Genomic DNA, 23,486 nt, shown 5'->3' on the forward strand with positions numbered 1-23,486 from the left:
TAGGCATTGGTAAACCTCACTTTTTAAGTTAAAAAGTGCAACCTTCAGTCGGAAGCACCACCCCCAGGGTTGTATTTGAATGTGGCGAATTTAAGAAAATCGTAAAGAATTCACATCAGGTGGCGACGTTTAGGCGCCCGAATTAACGAAAATTTAGTGATTTGCGATTAACGCAACCTGCCCGCTGCAACGGATCCCGCGGTTTCGTTGCAGCGGGCAGCATCTCGTTTCCGGACCCATAGATTTTGCATGTTCACGTCGACGGGCCTTATCACGCGCCTGTGAAACTTGCGCCGGAACAGTGACGCTATTCCAAGCAGATGTGACGCCCCTCTCTGGCCATTGCGGCGCAATGCTCTGCCGGGCAATGGGCTGCTGGAAACTCTGTCAAACCGGCGGTGCAGGATGAATGGGTCCTGATCCCGCCGCACGTCAAGCGAGAGGAACTTTGAGTTTCTGCGAATTGCCGCCAAAGCTACGGTTTGGCCTGCCCACGCCCCCGCACACAGACAACCTGCAAACGCGGACCCGAACGCGAGCGAAAAATACGAAATTTAGATTGAAAGTCAGGTGGTTCATGGTGGGTCGTGAGAGGCTCGAACTCCCGACATCTTCGGTGTAAACGAAGCGCTCTACCAACTGAGCTAACGACCCGGCCCGGCTCTCTTAGCCCAAGGCCGGGTGCCGCATCAAGCCCCTAATGTCAGGCGCTCCTGATGTCCGCCCGCGACGTGAAACACCACGCCCTGCCCGCCGCCGATTTCGCGCAGCGCGGATGGCGTTTGGCCGGTCAGGATCAGACGCAACATGCGCGAGGTAATGCCATGGGTCACAAGGACCGACGGCCTGTCCAGACCGGCGAGAAACGCGGTACAACGGCGGTGCAGTGCCGCCAGCCCTTCGCCGCCGGGTGCCAGTTCGTACAATTCGAAACCGTCCCGCGCGCCGGTTCGCGCGATGAGGTCTGCGCGGTCCTCTCCGGCCCAGTCGCCCAGCCCGATCTCTGCCAGGGCGGGGTCCGTCAGCAGCGCGCCGGGCATGTCCCGCATCACGATCCGCGCGGTCTGAACGGCTCTGCCCTGGGGGCTGCTGATCACCTGAAAGCCCGTCAGGTCGCGTTGTGCCAATATGCGCCGCTGCGCTTCGGCCTGCGCCCGCCCCTGATCGGTCAGGTCGGCGTGGAAATGCCCCTGCAGCCGACCGCTTGCATTCCACGTCGTCTCGCCGTGGCGCAGGATGTAAAGCGGCGGCGGCGTCATTCGGGCGCTTCCAGGCATGTCTCGATGCCGTCTTTCAGCACGTAGACGCATCCCTGAAGGTTCGACAGCCCCCCGGCGGCCTCCGGCGGCAGGCCACAGGCTTCCGCCCGCAGAACCTGCCCCAAGAGCCCGTGTGCAACGACGACGGTGGGACGGTCGAGGCTGCGCATGAAATCGCGGATACGGTCCTGAAAGGCCGCCAGCCCCTCTCCGCCCGGCGCGACTTCGTAGATGTCGAGCGGCGTCGGCGCACGGGCAGCGAGATCCGGTTGCGTCGCGAGGATCTCGTCACGCAGCAATCCCTGCCACGCGCCCGCGTTGATCTCCATCAGGCGCGGATCGGTGCGGTACGCGGCCCCTCTCAGCGCGATATCGGCCGTCTGCCGTGTCCGCCCCAGGGGCGACACAAAGATCGCCGGCCTTTGCGCGAGGATCGGCGGCATCAGGTCGGCCTGGCGCCGCGCTTCGGCGGCTCCCTGTTCGGTCAAAGGGGAATCGAGCTGGCCCTGAAGCCGGTATTCGCGGTTCCATTCCGTTTGGCCATGGCGCAGGAACCAGATCGTCGGATATGTCATGTCTGCACTTTCTGCATCCCGCTTCGCATTGCGCGAACCGGCGATGAATCGCCTGCGTTGCATAAAGGACTCAGACGGTGCGGAACACCCCCGCGATCGCCCGATCGGCGCTGAATTGGTGTTGAGCTGGCGCACGCAAGAGCAGACAACTGGGCCATCGGCACCCGGACAACCGGGGCTTGCAGAACCTGTTGGAGCAGCATCATGAAAACCTACCTTACTGCCGCGCTTGGCAGTGCCCTTCTTTTTGCCACTACCGCACATGCGGTCGAGATAACCGGTGGGTCGGCACAGCTGTCCTATTCCGGGTTCACCACCAATACCGACGTCGACAAGCTGTCCGCCGAAGGATCGGTCGAACTGGGATTCGACCGGAACATCGGTGCGCAGCTTGATCTGGGGCTGACCAAGTTCGGCGCGACAGACGAAGACGTGCAGACCATCGGGGTGCACGGCATCTACCATGTCGATGAATTTACGTCGCTTGGGGCGTTCTACGTGAACGACAATTTCAATGCGGGCGATGCCGATTTCTACGGCATCGAGGCGGGCCACGAAATGGCTTTGTGGGACTTCGAAGGGTATCTTGGCCGTCTTGATGACAGCGCCGCGGACGCGACGCTCCTGGGCGTGTCGGCCCGGTACGAATTGCAGAACGGCATCGGTGTCACCGGGGCACTTGACCACCTGAACCCCGAAGGCGTCGGCGATGCGACCCGTCTTGGCGTTAAAGTCGACCGGGACGTGATCGGCAGCGACGTCAACCTGTTTCTCGAAGTCGGCGCGGTTCGCGCGGATGTCGGCGGCGGAAGCGACACGGAAACCTATGTCGGCATCGGCGGCAAGTATGTCTTTGGCGCAGAACGCGGTGCGACCTTTGAACAGCGCGGGCTTGCGAAATTCCTGCCTGGCTTCTGAACCGAATTCGAGGGGCGCGGCATTGCTGCGCCCCCATATCATGAGAAGAGCTGTCAAAGACCGCCGGTCCGGCGCTGTCCCCTGTTATCCGACAGGCCATTCAAACCAAGGAAAGGTGTTTAGTCAGACGACTGAAAGGCGCGGGAAAAATGGTGGGTGATAAGAGATTTAGCTCCTGACCCAGAGTGCCCGCAGGGCGCGCGTCGGTCAGGCGATCAACACGCTGACCGGTCGATCCACAAGGCACGCGGGAAGAATGGTGGGTGATAAGAGATTTAACTCCTGACCCAGAGTGCCCGCAGGGCGCGCGTCGGTCAGGCTCTCCGTCTGGCGGAACCTGTCATCACCCCAAATGGTAGGAAAATGGTGGGTGATAAGAGATTTGAACTCCTGACATCTTCGATGTGAACGAAGCGCTCTACCACTGAGCTAATCACCCTTGCCGCGCGAATTAGCCAATCGCGCGGGACGTTGCAAGAGGGGAAGCGAAAAACCTGCTATTCGGCGGCATCCGGCATTTCGTCGGAAGGTCCGGTCTGCGGCGGGGATGATTGGCGCACCTTGGCAATCATGACGCGGCCGTTTGAAAACTGTTTTTCGCGGCGGACCTTGACCTTGCCAAGGTCCGGCAAGTTCAGCTCGCGGCTGTCCGCCAGCGCCTCACCCAGGACGGCAAGCATGCTTTCGATAACCGGCTTGGCATCCCTTTTCTTGATGCCGGAACGCTTGACGACCTTGTCGATCAGTTCCTTCTTGCGCAGCTCGGGGCCAAGGATGACCGGCTGCGGCGATTTGACGACTGTCGGAGCTGGCGATGCGGCGGCGGCGGGCGCGTTGCCGTCAATCGCGGTGACCGGAGCGGGAGTGGATGATTTTGTTGCCACGGGGGTCTTTCTGGTCCTTGAGGACCTGGTTGATTTGGTTGCCATTGTACTGCCTCGTAGATTTTTTGCTTTTCTTCCCATCTAGCACAACGAATTTCGCGTGGATATGAAAATACACGCCACGCTCTGCGAAATCGCCTGACTGTGCCGATCTTGCGCATTTTTTCCACGAAGGCGCGTGGGAATCGTCATTTCTGCGTCGCGCGCCATCAGTTGATGCCGTTGATGTTGCAATACGCCCTCACCGGGCACCTGCCGGTCTCTGTTGACCGATGCGATCAGGTCACTTCAGTATTTACGCATCTTCTTCAGGATATTTCAGGAAAGACCTTATTGCAGCATCCGCACTGTCGCGGTGCATCGCGACCTCGTCTGTCGCTGCCCGTTCGTGTGCCGAACCCGCGGCAAGCGCGCCCGTCATCGTGGAAGAGATTTCAGCCTCTTCCGGCGGCCCAACAGAGGCTGGCCGCGGGCCACCAAGGAAAAAGCGCCCCGACTTGCATCGGGGCGCTTTGCTGTTTCAGGGCCTCGTCGCGGCTTAATGCGTGGTGGCGCTGTCGCCCGATCCCTTCTGCGCGGCAAGTGTCGCGGCCGCGGCGGCGTCCTCGGCCTCCTGATCCCATTCGATCGGGTCAGGCATGGACACCAGCGCATGTTCCAGCACTTCGGAGACGTGGCTGACGGGAATGATGGTCAACCCTTCCTTCACGTTGTCCGGAATATCCGGCAGGTCCTTTTCGTTCTCCTCGGGGATCAGCACGGTGGTGATACCGCCGCGCAGGGCCGCGAGAAGCTTTTCCTTCAGCCCGCCGATGGCGGACGCATTGCCGCGCAATGTGACCTCGCCGGTCATGGCGATGTCCTTGCGCACGGGGATCTGCGTCAGCACCGAAACGATGGCCGTCACCATGGCCAGACCCGCGCTGGGTCCGTCCTTGGGTGTGGCCCCGTCCGGCACGTGAACGTGGATGTCCAACGTGTCAAAACGCGGCGGCTTGACCCCGATCCTCGGGCTGATCGACCGCACATAGCTGGAGGCCGCGTCGATGGACTCCTTCATCACATCGCCCAGTTTCCCGGTTGTCTTCATCCGGCCCTTGCCCGGCAGGCGCAACGCCTCGATCGACAGCAGCTCGCCCCCGACAGAGGTATAGGCAAGGCCGGTCACGACCCCGATCTGGTCTTCTTTTTCGGCCAGACCGTAACGGTGTTTGCGCACACCCAGGAAGTCCTCAAGGTTGTCGCCGGTGACGGTGATGCTGTCCTCTTCCTTGCGGATGATCTTGGTCAGCGACTTGCGCGCCACCTTGGCGATTTCACGCTCAAGGTTCCGCACGCCCGCCTCGCGGGTGTAGTAGCGGATCATGCCGGTCAGCGCGGAATCCTCGATCGAGAATTCCTTGGCCTTCAGACCGTGATTCTTGACCTGCTTGGCCACCAGATGCTGCTTGGCAATCTCGCGCTTCTCGTCCTCGGTGTAACCGGACAGCGGAATGATCTCCATCCGGTCCAGCAATGGCCCCGGCATGTTATAGCTGTTCGACGTGGTCAGGAACATCACGTTCGACAGATCATATTCCACTTCGAGATAGTGGTCCACGAAGGTCGAGTTCTGTTCCGGGTCAAGCACTTCGAGCATGGCAGACGCAGGATCGCCACGGAAGTCCTGCCCCATCTTGTCGATCTCGTCGAGCAGGATGAGCGGGTTCGTTGTCTTGGCCTTTTTCAGCGCCTGGATGATCTTGCCCGGCATGGAGCCGATGTAGGTCCGGCGGTGGCCCCGGATCTCGCTCTCGTCCCGGACGCCGCCCAGCGAGATGCGGATGAACTCGCGGCCCGTTGCCTTGGCCACGGATTTACCCAAAGACGTCTTGCCCACGCCCGGCGGGCCGACAAGACACATGATCGGCCCCTTCAGCTTGGACGACCGCTGCTGCACGGCAAGGTATTCGACGATGCGTTCCTTCACCTTTTCCAGACCGTAGTGATCGTCATCCAGCACCTTCTGAGCCTTCGACAGGTCCTTCTTGGTGCGCGACTTCACGCCCCACGGGATGGACAGCATCCAGTCGAGGTAGTTGCGTACCACGGTCGCTTCCGCAGACATCGGCGACATGTTCTTGAGCTTCTTCAGCTCTGCGTCTGCCTTTTCGCGCGCCTCTTTCGACAGCTTGGTCTCGGCAATCTTGGCCTCCAGTTCGGCGACCTCGTTCTTGCCGTCCTCGCCGTCGCCCAGCTCCTGCTGGATCGCCTTCATCTGTTCGTTGAGGTAATATTCGCGCTGGGTCCGCTCCATCTGCGACTTCACGCGGGTCTTGATCTTTTTCTCGACCTGCAGGACCGACATTTCGCCCTGCATCAGGCCATAGACCTTTTCCAGCCGTTCAGAGACCGACAGCGTCTCAAGCAGGTCCTGCTTTTGCTCAACTTCGATGCCCAGATGGCCGGCGACCAGATCGGCTAGCCGCGCAGGCTCTGCCGACTCGCCCACGGCGGTCAGCGCCTCGTCCGGCACGTTCTTCTTGACCTTGGCATAGCGTTCGAATTCGTCCGCGACGGTCTTGATCAGCGCCTGCGTGGTCGCGGCATCGCCCGGCATCTCGGTCAGATACTCGGCGCGCGCTTCGAAAAAGTTCTCGTTTTCAAGGTATTCGGTGATGCGCACCCGCGCCTGCCCTTCGACCAGCACCTTCACGGTGCCGTCGGGCAGCTTGAGCAGTTGCAGCACATTGGCCAGCACGCCAGCCTTGAAAATGCCCTTGCTGTCGGGGTCGTCCTCACCGGGGTCGATCTGGCTCGACAGCAGGATCTGCTTGTCGTCGGACATCACTTCCTCAAGTGCGCGCACGGATTTATCGCGGCCGACGAACAGCGGTACGATCATATGCGGGAACACGACGATATCGCGCAGCGGCAACACCGGGTAGGATGCGTTAAGTGGCTCTAACATGCTCTTTTCCTTATACTAGCAAGACGAAAAGGTCCCTTTCTAGGCAACCGCCTTCGTCTCCTGTCATGGGGTGGATATGTATACCCGACCCGCCTGTTTCAATCCCTTTCAGGACCCCGGACCATCATCGCGCGCCTGCCCGGACATGGCAACCGGCGTTTTGACCCGCGACGCGCCTGTTCGCGCGTGATGGGCCGCCATGCGCGACGAACCGGTCGCCGCGCATGAATTTTCAGCAGCCGGTTCCGGCGTTACTCTGCCGCGTCGCGGCGGTATTCGGGATAATCCGTGAACCCCTCGCGCCCGCCACCGTAGTAGGTGTCCCTGTCGCCCTCCGCGATGGGCAGATCGTGCTTGTAGCGTTCGACCAGATCGGGGTTGGCGATGAACGGGCGGCCAATGGCGATGAATTCCGCGTGGCCGTCTTCAACCGCCTTGAGCGCCATCTGGCGGTCATAGCCGTTGTTGGCCATGTAGGGGCCTTTGAACAGCTCGCGCAGCTTGACGATGCTCTGCCCCTCTTCCAGGTCACGCGCCCCGCCGGTCGCACCTTCGACCATGTGGAGATAGGCCAGGTTGAAACGGTTCAGCGCCTCGACCACGTATTCAAAAGTTTCTTGCGGGTTGTCATCGCTGATGCCGTTGGCGGGCGAGAACGGCGAGAGCCGAAGACCGACACGGTCGCCCCCCCACACCTTCGTCACCGCGTCCATCACCTCAAGCAGCAGCTTGGCGCGGTTTTCCACCGGGCCACCGTAGCCATCGGTGCGGTAGTTGCTGCCGGTCTTCAGGAACTGGTCCAGCAGGTAGCCGTTGGCGCCATGCACCTCGACCCCGTCAAAGCCCGCCTCCTTGGCCATCTTCGCGGCATTGGTATAGTCGGCGATCAGGCGCGGAATTTCCACAAGTTCCAGCGCGCGGGGATCCGACGTGTTCTCGAACCCGTTCGCGGTAAAGGTTTTCACCCCCGCGTTGCTGGCCGAAGGGGCCACCGGTTGCTGACCGTTCGGCTGCAACGAGGTATGGCTGATCCGGCCCACATGCCAAAGCTGCACGACGATCTTGCCGCCCGCCTCGTGCACGGCATCCGTCACCCTGCGCCAGGCCGCGGCCTGACCGGGCGTGTGGATGCCCGGGGTCTGGATGTACCCCTTGCCTTCGGGGCTGATCTGGGTCGCCTCGGTGATGATGATGCCGGCACCGGCGCGCTGGCGGTAGTAATCGACATGCATGTCGCCCACTTCGCCGGTGTCGTTGTCCGCGCGGTTGCGGGTCAGCGGCGCCATCACCATGCGGTTGCGTGCCTCGATTGCCCCGGCCTTGCCGGGGGTGAAGAGCGGTTGGGTCATTTCGGGAGTCCTTGGAATGTTTCCTTTGGCAATCGAAGGTAATCCCTCCCCTCGCCCTTGCAAGAGCATGCAACCCCGCCATGCGCCCATCACAGCGCGGCGCCGGATCGCTAGGCTCTGGACACATTAATTCCATACGCTCAGTTTGACAGATTTTTCCGAAGACAAGAAGCACCTGCGCAGGAATAGTGGTTCTATTTCAAGCAGATGTGACGCAGATTGCGGGAAAATCCGTCAACCCCGTCACGCCCAAGGCGTGCCAGTATGCCACGGCGCTCCTTCGGAGCGACGGGCGGCGATTTCACTTCATTTCAACGTCTTGGGTCGCTTGCAGATAGAACCCACCGCTGCCCGGCAGGGCATTGCGCAGCAATGTCCCGAGAGGGGATTGGCTGCACGCCCCAAACCATTGAAATCTCGTGAAATCGCCGCTGAGCATATAGAATTAATGGGTCCAGAGCCTACAGCGGGTCGATATCGCCCTGCGCGCGGGTCGCGTGGAAATCGGCTTGCCATGCGCCGAAGGTGCCCGCCGCAATCGCCGCCCGCATCCCGGCCATGATGTCCTGAAAATAGTGCAGGTTGTGCCAGGTCAGCAGCATGGAGCTTATGATCTCCTGGCTGCGGAAAACATGGTGCAGATAGGCGCGGGAATAGTGGCGGCAGGCCGGACAGGAGCAATTTTCATCCAGCGGGCGTGGATCGTCCGCGTGGCGCGCATTCTTGATGTTCAGCACGCCGAGCCGGGTAAACACCTGCCCCGTGCGCCCCGACCGCGACGGCAGCACGCAATCCATCATGTCGATGCCCCTGGCCACCGCGCCCACGATGTCATCGGGCTTGCCCACGCCCATCAGATACCGCGGTTTGTCCTCGGGCAGCTGGTCGGCGGCATAGTCCAGACAGTCGAACATCGCCGCCTGCCCCTCGCCCACCGCCAGACCGCCAACCGCGTATCCGTCGAACCCGATCTCGCGCAGGGCCTCGGCGCTGTGCTGGCGCAGGTCGCGTTCCAGCCCGCCCTGCTGGATGCCGAACAGCGCATGGCCGGGCCGGTCGCCAAAGGCGTCCTTCGACCGCTTTGCCCATCGCATCGACAGCTCCATGCTGTCGGCAATGCGGTCGCGCGATGCGGGCAATGCGGGGCACTCGTCGAAACACATGACGATGTCGCTGCCCAGCAGCGCCTGTATCTCCATCGAGCGTTCCGGCGTGATCTCGTGCCGCGATCCGTCGATATGGCTCTTGAAGGTCACACCGCGCTCGGTCAGCTTGCGCAGATCGGCAAGGCTCATCACCTGGAAACCGCCCGAATCCGTCAGGATCGGCCCGGACCAGTTCATGAACCTGTGCAGCCCGCCCAGACGCGCCACCCGCTCTGCCGTGGGGCGCAGCATCAGATGGTAGGTGTTGCCCAGCAGGATATCGGCCCCGGTGGCGGCCACGTTTTCGGGCATCATCGCCTTGACCGTCGCGGCGGTGCCCACCGGCATGAAGGCGGGCGTGCGGATATCGCCCCTCGGCGTGTGGATCACCCCGGTGCGTGCCTTGCCATCCGTGGCCTGTCTTTCAAAGGTGATCGGGGTCATGCGTCCGTCCTTTCGCCGCCTCTGCAGGCGGATACCCCCTTGCGGTGAAACTTGCAATTCGCAGTGAAAGAGGCGCAGATATGAAGAGGACCACCTCAAGAGGATTGCACAGTGGACATCGAGAACCTGATCGTCGGAGTGCTGGAAAACAACCTGGCCTTCCTGCTGCTGGCTGTCCTTGTCGTCATTGTCATCTTCAAGGCGGTCAAGATCGTGCCGCAGTCCGAACAGCACGTCGTCGAACGCTTCGGCAGGCTGCGCAAGGTGCTGGGGCCCGGCATCAACATGATCGTCCCCTTCATCGACCGCGTGGCGCACCGGGTGTCGATCCTTGAGCGGCAGCTGCCAACCGCCAGCCAGGATGCGATCACCCGCGACAACGTGCTGACCCAGGTGGACACCTCGGTCTTCTATCGCATCACCGAACCGGAAAAGACCGTCTACCGCATCCGCGACGTGGACAGCGCGATCTCGACCACCGTGGCGGGGATCGTCCGCGCCGAGATCGGCAAGATGGACCTCGACGAGGTGCAGGCGAACCGCTCGGCCCTGATCACCACCATCAAGGCCAACGTGGAGGACGCGGTGGACAACTGGGGGATCGAGGTCACACGGGCCGAGATACTCGATGTGAACCTTGATGCCGCCACCCGCGCCGCGATGATGCAACAGCTCAACGCCGAACGTGCCCGCCGTGCCCAGGTGACCGAAGCCGAGGGCAAGAAGCGCGCGGTGGAACTGGCCGCCGATGCCGAGCTTTACGCGTCTGAACAGACCGCCAAGGCACGCCGCGTGCTGGCCGAGGCCGAAGCCTATGCAACCCAGGTCGTGGCCGAGGCGATCAATCAGAACGGGCTGGAAGCCGCGCAATACCAGATCGCCCTGAAACAGGTCGAAGCCCTGAACGGCATGGGGTCGGGCCAGGGCAATCAGACGATCATTGTCCCCGCAGAGGCGCTGGCCGCCTTTGGCGATGCGTTCAAGCTGCTCGGGGGGCGAGGCTGATGGCGGCCTATCTGACGCTCTGGTGGGTCTGGATCTGCATCGCACTGGCGCTTGGCGTGCTGGAACTGCTGACACCCGGCTTCATCTTTCTGGCCTTCGGGTTGGGTGCCATCATCATGGCGGGCCTCGTGCTGGTGCTGCCTACGGGCAACGTGCCGGCCCTGCTTGCGCTTTTTGCGATCCTGTCCCTGCTGGTCTGGATCGGCCTGCGCTATGCCTTCCGTCGGCAGTCCAGCGGCGCGCGTATCATCACCCGCGATATCAACGAAAACTGAAGGCGCGCTTGACCCCGGGCGCGGCGGACTAATTACCTGACGATGCAGCCGACCCCGATCATCCGCTTTTTCCGACAGCTCGCCCTGCGGCTGGTGCTGGTGCTGGTCTGCACCGCCTCTGCCGCCTGGGCGCAGGACCCCTGGTTCGAGCAGGACAGTCTCAACCCCGGCCTGCCGCCCGCACCGTCCTCCATGGACCGCGCCACACCGATGGCGGCGATGGAAACATTTCTGCACCTCACGGACCAGGGACACTTCAGCGAAGCGGCGCATCTGCTGGACCTGTCCGACGTCGCGCAGGCCGACCAGCAGTTCGTCGGCGCGGTCCGCGCAGAGGAACTGGCGGTCATCCTTGAGCGCAAGGTGGTCATCCCCTGGTCCTCGCTTGAGGATCGGCCCGATGGCTGGATCTCGGGCAGTTCCGACGACAACGACACCGGGCGGGTGCGCCGCTCGATCCTGATCGACCGGCTGGAACGCAGCGGTCATCCGGTGCCCCTGCGGCTCAACCGGATCAAGGTCGGAGAGGACGCGGCACCGGTCTGGGTGTTCTCGCGACAGACGGTGGACAACATCCCGGCACTGCACGAACTCTACGGGCCCACCGAACTGGAAATGGCCATGCCCGAATGGCTGCGCGTCCCGGCATTCTGGGGCATGTTCCTTTGGGAAGTGCTGTTCCTGCCGGCCTTCATGCTGCTTGCCCTGATCGCGGCGACAATCGCCTACCGCATCCTGCGCCGGATCGGCGACAATGCCAAACACCGCAGCGTGCGGTTCGTCGCGCGGTCGTCGAAATGGCCCGCGGCGATCATCATCTTCGCCTTCACCATCGGGACGGCCACCAGCCGCATTCTCGTAGTGACGGGGATCATCGACGCGGTGGTGTCGCCCCTGGTGCTGATTTCCTACGTGGTGGCGATCACGCTGGCAATCGTATTGGTCATCGACGAGATCTTCGACCGCATCAGCGTTTCCTCCGCGACCGAACTGGCCGACCCGGAGAACGCGCATCTGCGGGCGGTTGCGACCACCATTTCCGCCGCGAGAAAATTCGTGATCGTGATCGCCACGCTGGCGGCTTCGGGGGTTGTGCTCAGCTCCATCACCACCTTCGGCACGCTCGGCCTGTCGCTGCTGGCCTCTGCCGGTGCCCTGACGGTGGTGCTGGGTTTCGCGGCGCGCGAGGTGCTGGGCAATATCCTGGCCTCCGTCCAGATCGCGCTGAACCGCTCCGCCCGGATCGGCGATCTGCTGATGTTCGAAGGCTATTTCTGCACCGTCGAGCGGATCGACTTTACCTATGTGCAGCTGATGGTCTGGGATGGAACCCGCCTGATCGTGCCGGTCAGCACCTTCGTTTCGGACCCGTTCGAGAACTGGTCGATCGAGGATACCGAAATGATACGGCCCATTTATCTGACCCTCGCGCATGGGGCGGACGTGGCGCATCTGCGCAAGGTCTTCTTCGACCTGCTGGACAAGGAGGACCCCTCCGATGTGGCGCCGATGGACCGCGCAAAGGTCAACGTGATCGAACAGGACGCCATTGGCATGAAGGTCCGCTTTGAACTTCCAACAGCCAATCCCGGCACCTTTTGGGACGTGGAATGCCGCGTCCGCGAGGCGCTGCTGGCCGAGGCCGCCCGCCTGGAGTGCGAAAGCGACCGCCGGGTCTTTCCGATGATCCCGCAGGACATCACACCGGCTTGAAGCCACGCGGGCAAGCCGATAGGCAGACCGGGCAGCAGCAGGAGAACCGCCATGAACGCTTTGACATTCGGCTGGGAAGAATGGGTATCCTTGCCCGACCTCGGTCTGCCCGCCATCAAGGCCAAGGTGGATACCGGCGCGCGCACCTCGGCACTGCATGCACACGACATCGAAACCTTCGGCTCCTCCGCCAAACCCAAGGTGCGGTTCAACGTCCACCCCATTCCGGGCCGCGAAGACATTTCGATCACCTGTTCCGCCCCCCTCATCGACCGCCGCGAGGTCACGTCCTCCAACGGGGAAAGCGAACAGCGCCTCGTCATCGGGTCGACGCTGGAGGTGGCTGGCGAACGCTGGCCGATCGAGATCACCCTGACCAACCGGGCCAGCATGAACAGCCGCATGCTGCTGGGCCGTCAGGCGCTGGGGGATAACATCATCATCTCCGCAACCGAGCGGCGGCTGCAGCCCGACCTCAGCTATGACGTCTATCACAGTGCAAAGGTCCGTCACGCGGCCCCCCGGCGGGCCCTGCGCATCGCCGTTCTCAGCCGCGAGGACAACTATTCCACCCGCCGCCTTGTCGAAGCCGGTGAGGAACGCGGCCACACCGTCGAGGTGATCGACACCACACGCTGCTACATGGCGATCAATGCTCTCGCCCCCGAAGTGCATTACGACGGCAAGCGCCTGCCGCGCTACGATGCCGTGATCCCGCGCATCGGCGCATCCATCACCGCCTACGGAACCGCCGTGATCCGCCAGTTCGAAACCATCGGCACATACAGTGTCAACGGCAGCGCGGGGATCACCGCCAGCCGCGACAAGCTGCACGCGCACCAGATCCTCGCCTCCAAGAAGATCGGCATGCCCACGACCGCCTTCGCCGCGTCGCCCAAGGACACGAGCAACCTGATGGCGCTGGTCGGCACCGCCCCGCTGATCGTCAAACTGCTGGAATCGACCCAGGGCAAGGGCGTGGTGCTGGCCGAGACGAAAAAGGCCGCCGAATCCGTGATCGATGCCTTCCGGGGTCTCAAGGCGAACTTCCTGGTGCAGGATTTCGTGAAAGAGGCGGCAGGCGAGGACATCCGCTGCCTGGTGGTGGCGGGCAAGGTCGTGGCGGCGATGAAACGCACCGGGGCGGAGGGGGATTTCCGCTCCAACCTGCACCGGGGCGGATCGGCCAAGGTTGTGCGCATCTCGAAAGAGGAACGTGACACCGCCGTGCGCGCCGCCCGCGCCTTTGGCCTGGGCAAGGCGGGGGTGGACCTGCTGCGCTCCGAGACCGGGCCGAAGGTGCTTGAGGTCAATTCCTCCCCCGGTTTCGAAGGCATCGAAAAGGCCACCGGCAAGGATATCGTCGGCAAGATCTATGACGAGATCGAAGCACGGGTGAAACCGCAGCCAAGCCGGCGGCGCAAGTCGTGACGCAGACCTGGCGCTCAGGCAGATTGGCCGCCCCCCTCTGGACGCGGGACGGGCCTATCCCTATATAAACAGTCAGGAACCAGAGCAGAGGCAGAAATGACCGAGAACGCACACCCGCTCGAAGGCACACCGCTGATCGCGCCCTCCAGCACCGATCACCCGCTCTACGATCAGGTGGTCGAGGCCTGCCGCACGGTCTATGACCCCGAGATCCCGGTAAACATCTACGAGCTGGGCCTGATCTATACCATCGACATCGACGCGGAAAACGCGGTGGACATCAAGATGTCGCTGACCGCGCCCGGTTGCCCGGTGGCAGGCGAAATGCCCGGATGGGTCGCCGATGCCGTCGAACCGCTGCCCGGGGTCAAACAGGTGAACGTGGAACTGGTTTGGGAACCGCCCTGGGGCATGGACATGATGTCCGACGAGGCGCGGCTGGAACTGGGCTTTATGTAAACCCCGGTTTCCGCCCCCGCTTGAGAACACGGCGCAGGACCCCTATCTTGCGCGTAACAGGAGGCACCAAATGTTCGGCATTCCCGGCAAGCAAGCCGTCACCATGACGCCCAAGGCGTCCGCCCAGATATCCAAGCTGATGGCATCCGCGGGCCATGCGGGCCTGCGCATCGGCGTCAAGAAGGGCGGCTGCGCGGGCATGGAATACACCATGGAATACGTGGATACCGCCGATCCCAACGACGAAGTCGTGGAGCAGGACGGCGCCCGGGTGATGATCGCACCGATGGCGCAGATGTTCCTGTTCGGCACGGAAATCGACTATGAAACCACGCTGCTGGAAAGCGGGTTCAAGTTCTCCAATCCCAATGTGACCGAAGCCTGTGGATGCGGCGAATCCATCAAGTTCGACGAAAATCTCGGCGCCAAGTGAGCCTTGGCGCGGGGGATATCGCCTTCGCACGGGACCTGTTTTCAGACATACCTGACCTGACCACCCGCCGCATGTTCGGCGGGCTGGGCATCTATTGCGGCGATACCATTTTTGGTCTGATGCTGTCCGACGGACGCCTGATGCTCAAGGCGCGGGGCGATTTCGCGCAGCGTCTGGCAGAGGACGGGGCCGAGCAATGGATCTACAGCCGCAGGAGCGGGGCCGATAGCGCCATGCCCTACTGGACCCTGCCGGAGGCCGCGATGGACGACCCCGATCGCGCCACGGCCCTTGCGCGGGATGCGATTGCCGCCCTGCGCTGAGCTTCAGGCCCTGGCAAGGTGGAGGTAAGTCTCGTTATAGCGTTTCGACAGGTGGTCCCCCGCGGTGATCACCCGGTCCGATCCCGGCGGGGCCACATTGGTTTCGCGCGACGGATTGAAGAACAGCGGCACCGAGAGGCGTTCATCACTGCCGCCGACAACCCGGTGCGGTGTCGCGATCACCTTTCCATTGCTCCAGAACTCCAGCATCTCGCCGAAATTGATGACAAAGGTCCCCGGTTGGGCCGTGACGGGGGTCCATCCGCCGCCGCGCGTGCGGACCTCCAACCCGGGGGTCCCGTCCGTGGCCAGCAGTGTCAGACAGCCATAATCGGTGTGCGGTGCGATGCCGAAATCCTTTTCTCCCGCCAGTGCCGGCCTCTGCGGATAGTAATTGCCCCGCAAAAGCGCCATCGGGGCGTCAAAGGCGGCGTCGAAAGCGTCACGCCGCCGACCGATCGCATGGGCCACCCCGCGCAGCACCTCCAGTCCCACGGCGCAGGCGTCGGTGTAGTAGCCTTCGATTGTCTGCCGAAACCCGTCGGGCGTTTCGGGCCAGACGTTGGGCGCATAGAACGGGTCAGCAAGACGCGGATCGCCCGCGGGCAGCGTCACACCGCAGTCAAAGACCTGCTTGTAATCCGGATTGGCGGCCGGATCGACCTGCTCTGCACCCGACCTGCCCCATCCCCGGTTGGACCCGGTCCTGGCCATGTCGACAGCGGCCTTGGCCGCTTCGGGCTGCTTGAAGAACGCCTGGTAGGCCGCGATGACGTCGCGGACCCGGCGGGCCGGAAGCGCGGTGTTGTGGATGGTCGCAAAACCCACGTCCATCGCCGCCACGCGCATGGCATCGACGGCGCCCGGATCGCCAGCGCCAAGCGCCTGTAGATCGATGTGGGGAATCATCCCGGATGTCGCGTTGTGGGCATTCATGAGGCAAGTCTAGGCCCGGTTGCCCTGTCGGCAAAGCCTTTCGTTGCCGCCCCGGTTGGCGGCTGGTAATCTGCAAGAAAATCAGGAGACTTTCATGCCCCCCAAGATCGCCGCCGGAAACTGGAAGATGAACGGCACGCAATCGGCCCTCGACGAACTCGACACCCTGGCAGGGATCCTGCCCAAGGACGGCGTTGAGGTTGTCATCTGTCCGCCAGCCACCCTGCTGGTTCCTGCCGCGGCGCGCGGGTCGGCCATCGCCATCGGCGCGCAGGATTGCCATGCGGCCGAAAAAGGCGCGCACACCGGGGACATCTCCGCAGCGATGGTGGCGGATACCGGCGCGGCCTACGTGATCCTGGGCCATTCCGAACGCCGCGACGCGCACGGCGAGACCGACGCCGACGTCAACGCCAAGATGCACGCAGCCTGGGCTGCCGGGCTGACCGCGATCCTGTGCCTTGGCGAATCCGAAGCCGACCGTGACGCGGGCCGCACGCTGGATGTGGTGGGCGCGCAGCTCGCGGGCTCTCTGCCCCAGGGCGCCACCCCGGACAACACCGTGCTCGCATATGAACCGATCTGGGCCATCGGCACCGGCAAGGTACCGACACAGGAGCAGATCGTCGACGTACACGATTTCCTGCGCGCACAGCTGGTGGACCGGCTTGGCGCACAAAGCGGCAACGCCATCGCGCTGCTCTACGGCGGGTCCGTCAAGGGGGACAATGCCGCGACGATCTTCGAAGCGCAGAATGTGAATGGTGCGCTGGTGGGCGGTGCCAGCCTCAAGGCCGCCGACTTCGCGCCCATCGTGTCGGCGCTGGCGGCATCCTGAATTTCTTTATGCCCAAAATACTCTGACACATCGCCTGCACGGGGCGGCGCACCCACATGATGCGCCGCCGCCGGGGCTAGTTCGTGATGATCTCCGGCCCCATCATCAGCGTCGGCAGCCAGGTGGAGATCACGGGCACATATGTCACCATGATCAGGAAGACAAAAAGCACGGCGGTAAAGGGCAGCGCCGCTCTGACCACCTTCATCATCGGCATGTTGGCCACCCCCGATGTCACAAAGAGGTTCAGGCCGACGGGCGGTGTGATCATCCCGATTTCCATGTTGACGACCATGATGATGCCCAGGTGAATGGGGTCGATGCCCAGCTCGATCGCAATCGGGAACACCAGCGGTGCCACGATCACCAGCAGGCCCGACGGTTCCATGAACTGGCCGCCGATCAGCAGGATCACGTTGACGATGATCAGGAACATGATCGGCCCCAGCCCCGCGTCCAGCATGGCAGAGGAAATCTGCTGCGGGATCTGTTCGTCGGTCAGCACATGCTTGAGGATCAGCGCGTTTGCGATGATGAACATCAGCGTGACCGTCAGTTTCCCCGCATCGAACAGCGTGTCCCGGGTATCGGGGTGGAAAAAGCACGTCACCAGCGCCCAGGGCTTCTGCAGCAGCGTGCTCCGCCGCGCCGCCGGGACTTCGGCAGCGCCCATGCTGCGCGCGCCCGCAGGCGCATTAGCCAGGGCTTCGGGTGCCGTGTCGGCCTTCAGCGGACCGATGTCACGATAGATGAACATCGCCACGAGGAAGGCATAGACGGACGCGACCGCCGCCGCCTCGGTTGGCGTGAATATCGCCCCGGTGACACCGGGCACACCGTAGATTCCGACCATGATGATGACGATCAGCATCAGACCCCAGAAGGCTTCGCGGAAACTGGTCCAGATCTCGCCCCAGCCCGCCCAGACGCCTTTCGGCATGTCGCGGATCACGGCCATGATGTAGATCGTGACCATCAGCATCACACCGGCAAGGATACCCGGAATGACGCCCGCCAGGAACATCCGGCCCACCGACACATCCGTGGCCGACGCATAGACCACCATCACGATCGAAGGCGGGATGAGAATGCCAAGCGTCCCCGCGTTGGCGATGACACCGGCGGCGAAATCCTTGGTGTAGCCCGCCTGACGCATTGCCGCGATCACGATGGACCCGATGGCCACCACCGTCGCGGGCGACGAGCCTGAAAGTGCCGCGAACATCATGCAGGCCAGAACCCCGGAAATCGCCAGACCGCCCCGCAGATGCCCCACACAGGCGATGGAGAACCGGATGATCCGACGCGCCACCCCGCCCGTGGACATGAAGGAAGACGCGAGGATGAAGAACGGGATCGCCAGCAGCGTGTAATGCGCCGCCATCGCGCCGTAGAGGCTTTGCGCGATCGACGCCAGAGAGGTATCCGACAGCACCAGCAGGAACAGCATCGACGACAGGCCGAGCGATACCGCGATCGGCACGCCGATCAACATCAGACCGACGACCATCAGGAAAAGAACAAGTACATCCATCGGATCAGACCTTTGCGTCTTCGGCGGCGGCCTTTTCGACCGCTTCCTCGGCTTCATGGCTCACGATCATGCTCTCGCGGCGGCCGGCAATCACCCCAAGCGTGGCCTGGACAAAGCGGAACAGCAGCAGCGCACAGCCAAGCGGCAGGATCACGTAAGGCACGAGGCGCGGCATCTTTTCATAAGGCTCTGTCACAAGCTGGTTTCCGTCCATGAAGGAATTGAAAGTATAGGCAAGCCAGTCGTTCATCCACTGGAACGGGATCGGTATCTGGTCGCTTTCGTAGAAGGACTGCGAACGACGCTCGACAAAACCGGTGGGAAACCAGCGCCCCTCGGTCGGGTTGAACCCGGCGAAAGGTGCCCAGAAATCCCACGCCCCCTTCATCATCAACACCGCGTAGAAGACGCAGATCAGCCCCGACAGGATCGCCAGCCATCGCTTCGGGCCGGTCGGCAGGACGCTGGTGACAGCATCGACGCCCAGATGCGCCGTGACCTTGACGCAATAGCTGATCCCGAACAGCACCAGCCATGCGAAAAGGACAAGCGTCAGTTCGAGCCCCCAGATCAGGGCGTGGTTGAACACGTATCGCAGCACCACGTTGACGAAGGTCACAAGAGTCATCAGACCCAGCAGCACGGCAATGGCGGTTTCTTCGAATGTGTGGATAAAGCGGCCGAAGGCACCCTTCGGCTCGTATCTGCTGGCGCTCATGATCTTCCTCCCGTCACGCGCGGCAGGCACGGGCCGCCAGGTGGCGGCCCGGCCCCGGTATCGTCATCCTCGTTGCCGGAGGATTACATGGAACCGTTGATTTCCTGCGCGGCTGCGATGTTGTCCGCGCCGACACCTTCCTCGAACTGTGACCAGACCGGCTTCATCGCGTCGACCCAGGCCTGGCGCTGCTCGGGGGTCAGTTCGCGGATCACGCCGCCGGCGTCCAGGATCGCCTGGCGGGCTTCCATGTCCACTTCGTTCACGGCCGCGTTCCGCTCTGCCGTCACCTCGTCCACGATGGTGGCCAGCTGGTCGCGGATTTCCGGATCCAGACCTTCCCACCAGTCGGAGCCGGTCACGACCAGGTAGTCGAGCACACCGTGGTTGGTTTCGGTGGAGCCATCCTGCACTTCAAAGAATTTCTGGCCGTAGATGTTGGACCAGGTGTTTTCCTGACCATCGACAACGCCGGTCTGCAGCGCGCCGTAGACTTCGGAAAAGGCCATCGGCTGCGGGCTGGCTTCCAGTTGCTCGAATTGCGCGACAATCACGTCAGAGGGCTGCACGCGGAATTTCAAGCCCTTGGCGTCACCTGGCATTTCCAGCGGCTTGTTCGCCGACATCTGCTTCATGCCATTGTGCCAGAAACCCAGACCCTGAAGACCGCGGCGCTGCATCGAGTTCTTCAGCGCCTCGCCCTTCTCGCCCTGCTGGAACTTGTCCACGGCGTCGATGTTCACGAACATGAACGGCAGATCGAAAATCTGGAACTGCTTGGTGAAGGCCTCGAATTTCGACAGCGAAGGCGCGGCCATCTGCACGTCGCCCTGCAGCATCGCTTCGAGAACCTGGTCGTCGTCGTAAAGCGTGGAGTTCGGGAAAACCTCCATGCAGGCCTTGCCGTCCATCTCTTCGTTCACGCGTTTCTCAAGCAGCGACGCCGCAAGACCCTTGGGGTGCTTGTCGGTGTTGGTCACATGGCTGAACTTGATCACCATCTCGCCGTCATCGCAGGCAGCGGCAACGGCACCCGCGCTGACGGACATGGTCAGGGCAACGGTGGCGGCAGTAAAAAGCTTCATTATGGTCTCCTCCCAGAGCATTTGGAATCAGTCTGGCGCACCCTTCGGAACGCGCTGGATCTAAGGAGCCATATTTGCGCTACCTTTCACAAGCGCGTGAAGCGCGGCGCTGCATTCCTTAAAAACTACTAACATTATCAATGTACTATAGAAAAAACTTAAACGGAGAATTCGGCAGCAGACGCAATCATGTGCGAATTCCCGCACAGGGCTTTCGGCAGGCGTGCGGTTTTCCGCACAACTCTCACGCCCGGAAATCTTCAGGCCGGATGCCGTACCGGGTCAGTTTGTCATAGAACGTCTTGCGCGGCAGCTTGAGCGCCTCCGCCGCGGCAGAGGCCCGCCCGTCCGAGCGTCGCAGCGCCGCCTCCAGCAGGGATTTCTCGACCCGGGCCATCTGTTCTGCCAACCCCAGCGAGGCGTCCGGTTCGATATCTTCGTTCAGCCCCAGTACGAAACGCATCGCCACCGACATCAGCGCCCGCGTATTGCCAGGCCAGTCGCGGCGCATCAGCGACGCCACCACATCGGGCGTGACCTCGCGCGCGCGCAGGCCCGACTGCTCTGCCGCCTGATCGACATAGCGGCGAAACATCACCGGAATGTCCTCGGGGCGCTCCGACAGGCTCGGGATGCGCACGCTCAGCCCCTCCAGCCGCCAGTAGAGTTCGGCGTTGAAACGGCCAGCCTCCACCTCGGCGGCCAGATCACGTGTGTTGCCTGCAATCAGGCGCACCGAGCTCTGGCCTTCGGTCGTCTCACTCAGGATCAACTGGACCTGTCGCGGCAGTTGCGAGATTTCGTCCAGGAACAAACTGCCGCCATCTGCCTGTTTCAGGGTGTCCGGCAGGGTTTCAGGCGACAGACCCGAAGCCGCCTGTTTGACAAATGGCGCCTTGGAGCGCGCCGAACTCAGGTGCAGCACTTCGGCGATCTTGGAAATGCCGGTGCCGGGCGCGCCATTGATCAGCGTGTCGCCCTCCGTCTGCGCGACCAGCCGTACCCGCCGGCGCAGCCCGTCGGACAGTGCCGATGTGCCAAAGATCATCCGCGCCGCCGGATCGCCGGTTTCCATCATCTCGCGCAGGCGACGGTTTTCCAGCACCAGCGCGCGGGTCTTGAGCGCACGCTCCAGAACCGCCAGCAGGTCGGCGGGCGCACAGGGCTTTTCGAGAAAGCCAAAGGCGCCCTGCCCCATGGCGGCGACCGCCATCGGGATGTCCCCCTCGCCGGTCAGCAGGATCACCGGCAGGTCGGGGTCCTGCGCACGGGCATACTCCAGCAGATGGAAGCCGTCGCGCCCCGGCATCCGGATGTCCGACAGGATCACCCCGTCGAACGACCGCGTGATCCTGTCCTTGGCCGCGACGAAGGACCCCGCCATCAACGCGCTGATCTGCGCAAGCTCCAGCGTCTGCGCCAGCGCCTCGCGCACCGCCGCGTCGTCGTCGACCAGAAGAACCTTTCCCTTCATACTGCCGCCGCTTCCTTTGCATGCCGTTCCAGTGTCACGGTGAAGAGCGCACCGCCCGCATAATTGCTGCCCCGGATCTGCCCCCCGAAACTCTGCACGATGCCATAGCTGATCGACAGGCCAAGTCCCATCCCCGCCGTGGGACCCTCCGACTTCGTCGTATAGAACGGGTCAAAAACCTTGTCCGGCATCTCGATTCCCGGCCCGGTATCGCGAAAGCTGACCGTGACGTCGTCGTCTTCGACCACCTCGATCTCCAACCGCTTTTCCGGCGTACCGGCCATCGCGTCCACCGCATTGGTGATCAGGTTGACAAAGACCTGGCTCAGCCGCACCTCGCCGCCGCGGACCCAGGTGGGGGCTTCAAGAACAGGATGCACCAGCGTCACGCCCGCGTCGTCCACATGGGCGCGGGTCAACTCAATTGCCCCCTCCAGCGCCTTGCGCAGGTCCACCGCGTCGTCGGTCTGCCGGTCCTGGCGGGCAAAAGCGCGCAGGTTCTGGATGATCCGCGCCATCCGTTGCGCCATTTCCGAAATCCGCGACAGATTCTCCTCCGCCCGCTCGGGGGCGCCGCGCGCCATGAATTGCCTGCCGTTCTCGGCAAAGGACCGGATCGCCATGAGAGGCTGGTTCAGCTCGTGGCTGATCCCGGCTGACATCTGCCCCAGCGCACTCAGCTTGCCCGCCTGAACCAGCTCGTCCTGTGCACGGCGCAATGCCGCCTGCGCCTCCTCGCGGTCCGCCGCCTCCGCCAGAAGCCGACGGTTGGTGTCGCGCAGGGCATGGGTCCGCTCCGCCACGCGGTCTTCCAGCCGGGCATTGGCACTGGCCAGGGCGCGCCGCCGTTCGGCCGCCAGGAACAGCAGCGACCCGAAGGCGAGGCACAGCGCCGCCACCGCGCCCGCCTGCGCCGTCGCCAGCCGACGTGCCTGCGCGGTGTCCAGCAACACCTCGCCCGTCATGCCGATCACCGGCAACGCCTGAGTAAGGTGCAGCGCCGACCGGGGCAGATAGGGGCCCCAGTCCAGCCCCCAGATCTCGTGCCCCGCCACCAGGCGCGCCTCGAAGGGCGGCGCGGGGCCCACGGGTGGCTCCAGGCCCGGCGACCCCTGCGGCCTGCGCCAGAACAGCAATTCCGACCGGTTCGCAATCAGGACTTCACCACCGCTGTCGGTAAAAAAGGCCGCCGGCGTGCTGCCGCGCCAGTTGTAGTCGATGCCACTGAGGTCCGTCACCACGGCCACCACACCCTGGACCCGGCCAGAGGGGCCAAAAACCGGTGCCGCGTGAAAGAATGCCCGCGCGGTCAGCGGCTCCGCCCCTCCGTGCCCCCATCCCAGGGCCCCCCGCATCGCCCGCCGTACAAAGGGCTGCCCGGCCAGCCGGTCCGGCGCCGCCCGCCCCAGGGCAGAGGCGCGCAACCGTCCCGCCGCGTCGACAACCAGCACGTCCAGCGCGGCGGTCTTGTCCGCGACCTCCAGCAGCAGCGCGCCGATGTCACCCGCGCCGCCCCCCTCCAGCACCGCCAGAACCTCCGGGTGGTCCGCCATCAGCACCGCCAGATCCCGGTACCGCTGCAACTGCCCGACCAGCCGGTCCCCGGCCAGGGCCAGGTCCGCGCGGCCCCGCTCGGCCAACAGGTCCAACCCCTGCGCGTGGAAATAGCGCCAGACACCAGCCGTCAAAGCGGCCACCACCGCGAGAAAGGCCAGCATCACCGTCGCTCTTTGCCGTA

General features: G+C 63.2%; 21 protein-coding genes and 2 tRNA genes. 9 read left to right on the top strand and 14 right to left on the bottom strand.

Going from position 1 to position 23,486, the window contains the following annotated elements; all coding sequences use genetic code 11:
- Positions 1-578 precede the first annotated feature (578 nt).
- The 3 genes from FIU94_RS15065 to FIU94_RS15075 all read right to left on the bottom strand — a co-directional run bounded on the left by FIU94_RS15065 (position 579) and on the right by FIU94_RS15075 (position 1,834).
- Positions 579-654 (bottom strand) — tRNA-Val (locus FIU94_RS15065).
- A gap of 35 nt (positions 655-689) precedes the next feature.
- Positions 690-1,259 carry a histidine phosphatase family protein gene (locus FIU94_RS15070; protein WP_152466553.1) on the bottom strand — a complete coding sequence of 190 codons (570 nt, stop codon included), beginning with the start codon at positions 1,257-1,259 and terminating at the stop codon, positions 690-692.
- A complete protein-coding gene (locus tag FIU94_RS15075) occupies positions 1,256-1,834 on the bottom strand; it encodes a histidine phosphatase family protein (protein WP_152466554.1) in 579 nt (192 codons plus the stop codon). Before FIU94_RS15075 ends, FIU94_RS15070 begins: the two co-directional genes overlap by 4 nt.
- 204 nt (positions 1,835-2,038) lie before the next feature.
- On the opposite strand from FIU94_RS15075, the gene FIU94_RS15080 reads away from it, so the two are divergent.
- Positions 2,039-2,752, top strand: coding sequence for a hypothetical protein (locus tag FIU94_RS15080; RefSeq protein ID WP_152466555.1), 714 nt, complete (start codon positions 2,039-2,041; stop codon positions 2,750-2,752).
- Between the two features lie 364 nt (positions 2,753-3,116).
- Here the strand turns inward: FIU94_RS15080 and FIU94_RS15085 are convergent.
- From FIU94_RS15085 to tgt, 5 genes are all read right to left on the bottom strand, one after another.
- A tRNA-Val gene (locus FIU94_RS15085) sits at positions 3,117-3,191 on the bottom strand.
- A gap of 58 nt (positions 3,192-3,249) precedes the next feature.
- Complete coding sequence (locus FIU94_RS15090) at positions 3,250-3,717, bottom strand: HU family DNA-binding protein (protein WP_254702554.1); 468 nt, start codon at positions 3,715-3,717, stop codon at positions 3,250-3,252.
- Between the two features lie 457 nt (positions 3,718-4,174).
- Positions 4,175-6,586 carry an endopeptidase La gene (lon, locus tag FIU94_RS15095; protein ID WP_152466556.1) on the bottom strand — a complete coding sequence of 804 codons (2,412 nt, stop codon included), beginning with the start codon at positions 6,584-6,586 and terminating at the stop codon, positions 4,175-4,177.
- 251 nt (positions 6,587-6,837) lie between these two features.
- Positions 6,838-7,935, bottom strand: a complete 1,098-nt coding sequence (locus tag FIU94_RS15100) for an alkene reductase (RefSeq protein WP_152466557.1) — start codon at positions 7,933-7,935, stop codon at positions 6,838-6,840.
- 461 nt (positions 7,936-8,396) lie between these two features.
- Positions 8,397-9,524, bottom strand: a complete 1,128-nt coding sequence (gene tgt / locus FIU94_RS15105) for a tRNA guanosine(34) transglycosylase Tgt (RefSeq protein WP_152466558.1) — start codon at positions 9,522-9,524, stop codon at positions 8,397-8,399.
- A gap of 111 nt (positions 9,525-9,635) precedes the next feature.
- On the opposite strand from tgt, the gene FIU94_RS15110 reads away from it, so the two are divergent.
- The 7 genes from FIU94_RS15110 (at position 9,636) to FIU94_RS15140 (ending at position 15,163) form a co-directional block, all read left to right on the top strand.
- Positions 9,636-10,529 carry an SPFH domain-containing protein gene (locus FIU94_RS15110; protein WP_152466559.1) on the top strand — a complete coding sequence of 298 codons (894 nt, stop codon included), beginning with the start codon at positions 9,636-9,638 and terminating at the stop codon, positions 10,527-10,529.
- A complete protein-coding gene (locus tag FIU94_RS15115; RefSeq protein WP_152466560.1) occupies positions 10,529-10,804 on the top strand; it encodes an NfeD family protein in 276 nt (91 codons plus the stop codon). Before FIU94_RS15110 ends, FIU94_RS15115 begins: the two co-directional genes overlap by 1 nt.
- A gap of 42 nt (positions 10,805-10,846) precedes the next feature.
- Complete coding sequence (locus tag FIU94_RS15120) at positions 10,847-12,517, top strand: mechanosensitive ion channel family protein (RefSeq protein WP_152466561.1); 1,671 nt, start codon at positions 10,847-10,849, stop codon at positions 12,515-12,517.
- Positions 12,518-12,568: 51 nt separating this feature from the next.
- Positions 12,569-13,948 (top strand): 30S ribosomal protein S6--L-glutamate ligase, encoded by a 1,380-nt coding sequence (gene rimK, locus FIU94_RS15125; protein ID WP_152466562.1) that lies wholly within the window; start codon positions 12,569-12,571, stop codon positions 13,946-13,948.
- A 96-nt stretch (positions 13,949-14,044) separates the two neighbouring features.
- Positions 14,045-14,407: an SUF system Fe-S cluster assembly protein gene (locus FIU94_RS15130; protein ID WP_152466563.1), complete on the top strand. Its 363-nt coding sequence runs from the start codon at positions 14,045-14,047 to the stop codon at positions 14,405-14,407.
- A gap of 70 nt (positions 14,408-14,477) precedes the next feature.
- Positions 14,478-14,840, top strand: a complete 363-nt coding sequence (locus FIU94_RS15135; RefSeq protein ID WP_152466564.1) for an iron-sulfur cluster assembly accessory protein — start codon at positions 14,478-14,480, stop codon at positions 14,838-14,840.
- Positions 14,837-15,163 carry a TfoX/Sxy family protein gene (locus FIU94_RS15140; RefSeq protein ID WP_152466565.1) on the top strand — a complete coding sequence of 109 codons (327 nt, stop codon included), beginning with the start codon at positions 14,837-14,839 and terminating at the stop codon, positions 15,161-15,163. Before FIU94_RS15135 ends, FIU94_RS15140 begins: the two co-directional genes overlap by 4 nt.
- A gap of 3 nt (positions 15,164-15,166) precedes the next feature.
- Here FIU94_RS15140 and FIU94_RS15145 read toward each other — a convergent pair whose 3' ends face one another.
- Positions 15,167-16,072 (bottom strand): isopenicillin N synthase family oxygenase, encoded by a 906-nt coding sequence (locus FIU94_RS15145; protein ID WP_152467088.1) that lies wholly within the window; start codon positions 16,070-16,072, stop codon positions 15,167-15,169.
- Between the two features lie 121 nt (positions 16,073-16,193).
- On the opposite strand from FIU94_RS15145, the gene tpiA reads away from it, so the two are divergent.
- Complete coding sequence (gene tpiA, locus FIU94_RS15150) at positions 16,194-16,937, top strand: triose-phosphate isomerase (RefSeq protein WP_152466566.1); 744 nt, start codon at positions 16,194-16,196, stop codon at positions 16,935-16,937.
- 76 nt (positions 16,938-17,013) lie between these two features.
- Here the strand turns inward: tpiA and FIU94_RS15155 are convergent, their stop codons facing one another.
- From FIU94_RS15155 to FIU94_RS21140, 5 genes are all read right to left on the bottom strand, one after another.
- The gene (locus FIU94_RS15155; RefSeq protein ID WP_152466567.1) at positions 17,014-18,471 is read right to left on the bottom strand and encodes a TRAP transporter large permease; all 1,458 of its coding nucleotides are present in this window, start codon (positions 18,469-18,471) and stop codon (positions 17,014-17,016) included.
- Positions 18,472-18,475: 4 nt separating this feature from the next.
- A complete protein-coding gene (locus FIU94_RS15160) occupies positions 18,476-19,189 on the bottom strand; it encodes a TRAP transporter small permease (RefSeq protein ID WP_152466568.1) in 714 nt (237 codons plus the stop codon).
- Between the two features lie 83 nt (positions 19,190-19,272).
- The gene (locus FIU94_RS15165; RefSeq protein WP_152466569.1) at positions 19,273-20,274 is read right to left on the bottom strand and encodes a TRAP transporter substrate-binding protein; all 1,002 of its coding nucleotides are present in this window, start codon (positions 20,272-20,274) and stop codon (positions 19,273-19,275) included.
- Between the two features lie 244 nt (positions 20,275-20,518).
- A complete protein-coding gene (locus tag FIU94_RS15170; protein ID WP_152466570.1) occupies positions 20,519-21,748 on the bottom strand; it encodes a sigma-54 dependent transcriptional regulator in 1,230 nt (409 codons plus the stop codon).
- Entirely contained in the window at positions 21,745-23,466 is a 1,722-nt protein-coding gene (locus FIU94_RS21140; protein WP_302848709.1) for an ATP-binding protein, read from the bottom strand. Before FIU94_RS21140 ends, FIU94_RS15170 begins: the two co-directional genes overlap by 4 nt.
- Positions 23,467-23,486: the final 20 nt, after the last annotated feature.

It is taken from the genome of Sulfitobacter sp. THAF37, assembly GCF_009363555.1.
Lineage (GTDB): Bacteria > Pseudomonadota > Alphaproteobacteria > Rhodobacterales > Rhodobacteraceae > Sulfitobacter.

Bases quoted from the DNA above. Each gene is read 5' to 3' on its own strand.
- FIU94_RS15070 (WP_152466553.1), bottom strand. From the start codon at position 1,259: ATGACGCCGCCGCCGCTTTACATCCTGCGCCACGGCGAGACGACGTGG.
- FIU94_RS15075 (WP_152466554.1), bottom strand. From the start codon at position 1,834: ATGACATATCCGACGATCTGGTTCCTGCGCCATGGCCAAACGGAATGG.
- FIU94_RS15080 (WP_152466555.1), top strand. From the start codon at position 2,039: ATGAAAACCTACCTTACTGCCGCGCTTGGCAGTGCCCTTCTTTTTGCC.
- FIU94_RS15090 (WP_254702554.1), bottom strand. From the start codon at position 3,717: ATGGGAAGAAAAGCAAAAAATCTACGAGGCAGTACAATGGCAACCAAA.
- lon (WP_152466556.1), bottom strand. From the start codon at position 6,586: ATGTTAGAGCCACTTAACGCATCCTACCCGGTGTTGCCGCTGCGCGAT.
- FIU94_RS15100 (WP_152466557.1), bottom strand. From the start codon at position 7,935: ATGACCCAACCGCTCTTCACCCCCGGCAAGGCCGGGGCAATCGAGGCA.
- tgt (WP_152466558.1), bottom strand. From the start codon at position 9,524: ATGACCCCGATCACCTTTGAAAGACAGGCCACGGATGGCAAGGCACGC.
- FIU94_RS15115 (WP_152466560.1), top strand. From the start codon at position 10,529: ATGGCGGCCTATCTGACGCTCTGGTGGGTCTGGATCTGCATCGCACTG.
- FIU94_RS15120 (WP_152466561.1), top strand. From the start codon at position 10,847: ATGCAGCCGACCCCGATCATCCGCTTTTTCCGACAGCTCGCCCTGCGG.
- rimK (WP_152466562.1), top strand. From the start codon at position 12,569: ATGAACGCTTTGACATTCGGCTGGGAAGAATGGGTATCCTTGCCCGAC.
- FIU94_RS15130 (WP_152466563.1), top strand. From the start codon at position 14,045: ATGACCGAGAACGCACACCCGCTCGAAGGCACACCGCTGATCGCGCCC.
- FIU94_RS15135 (WP_152466564.1), top strand. From the start codon at position 14,478: ATGTTCGGCATTCCCGGCAAGCAAGCCGTCACCATGACGCCCAAGGCG.
- FIU94_RS15145 (WP_152467088.1), bottom strand. From the start codon at position 16,072: ATGATTCCCCACATCGATCTACAGGCGCTTGGCGCTGGCGATCCGGGC.
- tpiA (WP_152466566.1), top strand. From the start codon at position 16,194: ATGCCCCCCAAGATCGCCGCCGGAAACTGGAAGATGAACGGCACGCAA.
- FIU94_RS15155 (WP_152466567.1), bottom strand. From the start codon at position 18,471: ATGGATGTACTTGTTCTTTTCCTGATGGTCGTCGGTCTGATGTTGATC.
- FIU94_RS15160 (WP_152466568.1), bottom strand. From the start codon at position 19,189: ATGAGCGCCAGCAGATACGAGCCGAAGGGTGCCTTCGGCCGCTTTATC.
- FIU94_RS15165 (WP_152466569.1), bottom strand. From the start codon at position 20,274: ATGAAGCTTTTTACTGCCGCCACCGTTGCCCTGACCATGTCCGTCAGC.
- FIU94_RS15170 (WP_152466570.1), bottom strand. From the start codon at position 21,748: ATGAAGGGAAAGGTTCTTCTGGTCGACGACGACGCGGCGGTGCGCGAG.
- FIU94_RS21140 (WP_302848709.1), bottom strand. From the start codon at position 23,466: ATGCTGGCCTTTCTCGCGGTGGTGGCCGCTTTGACGGCTGGTGTCTGG.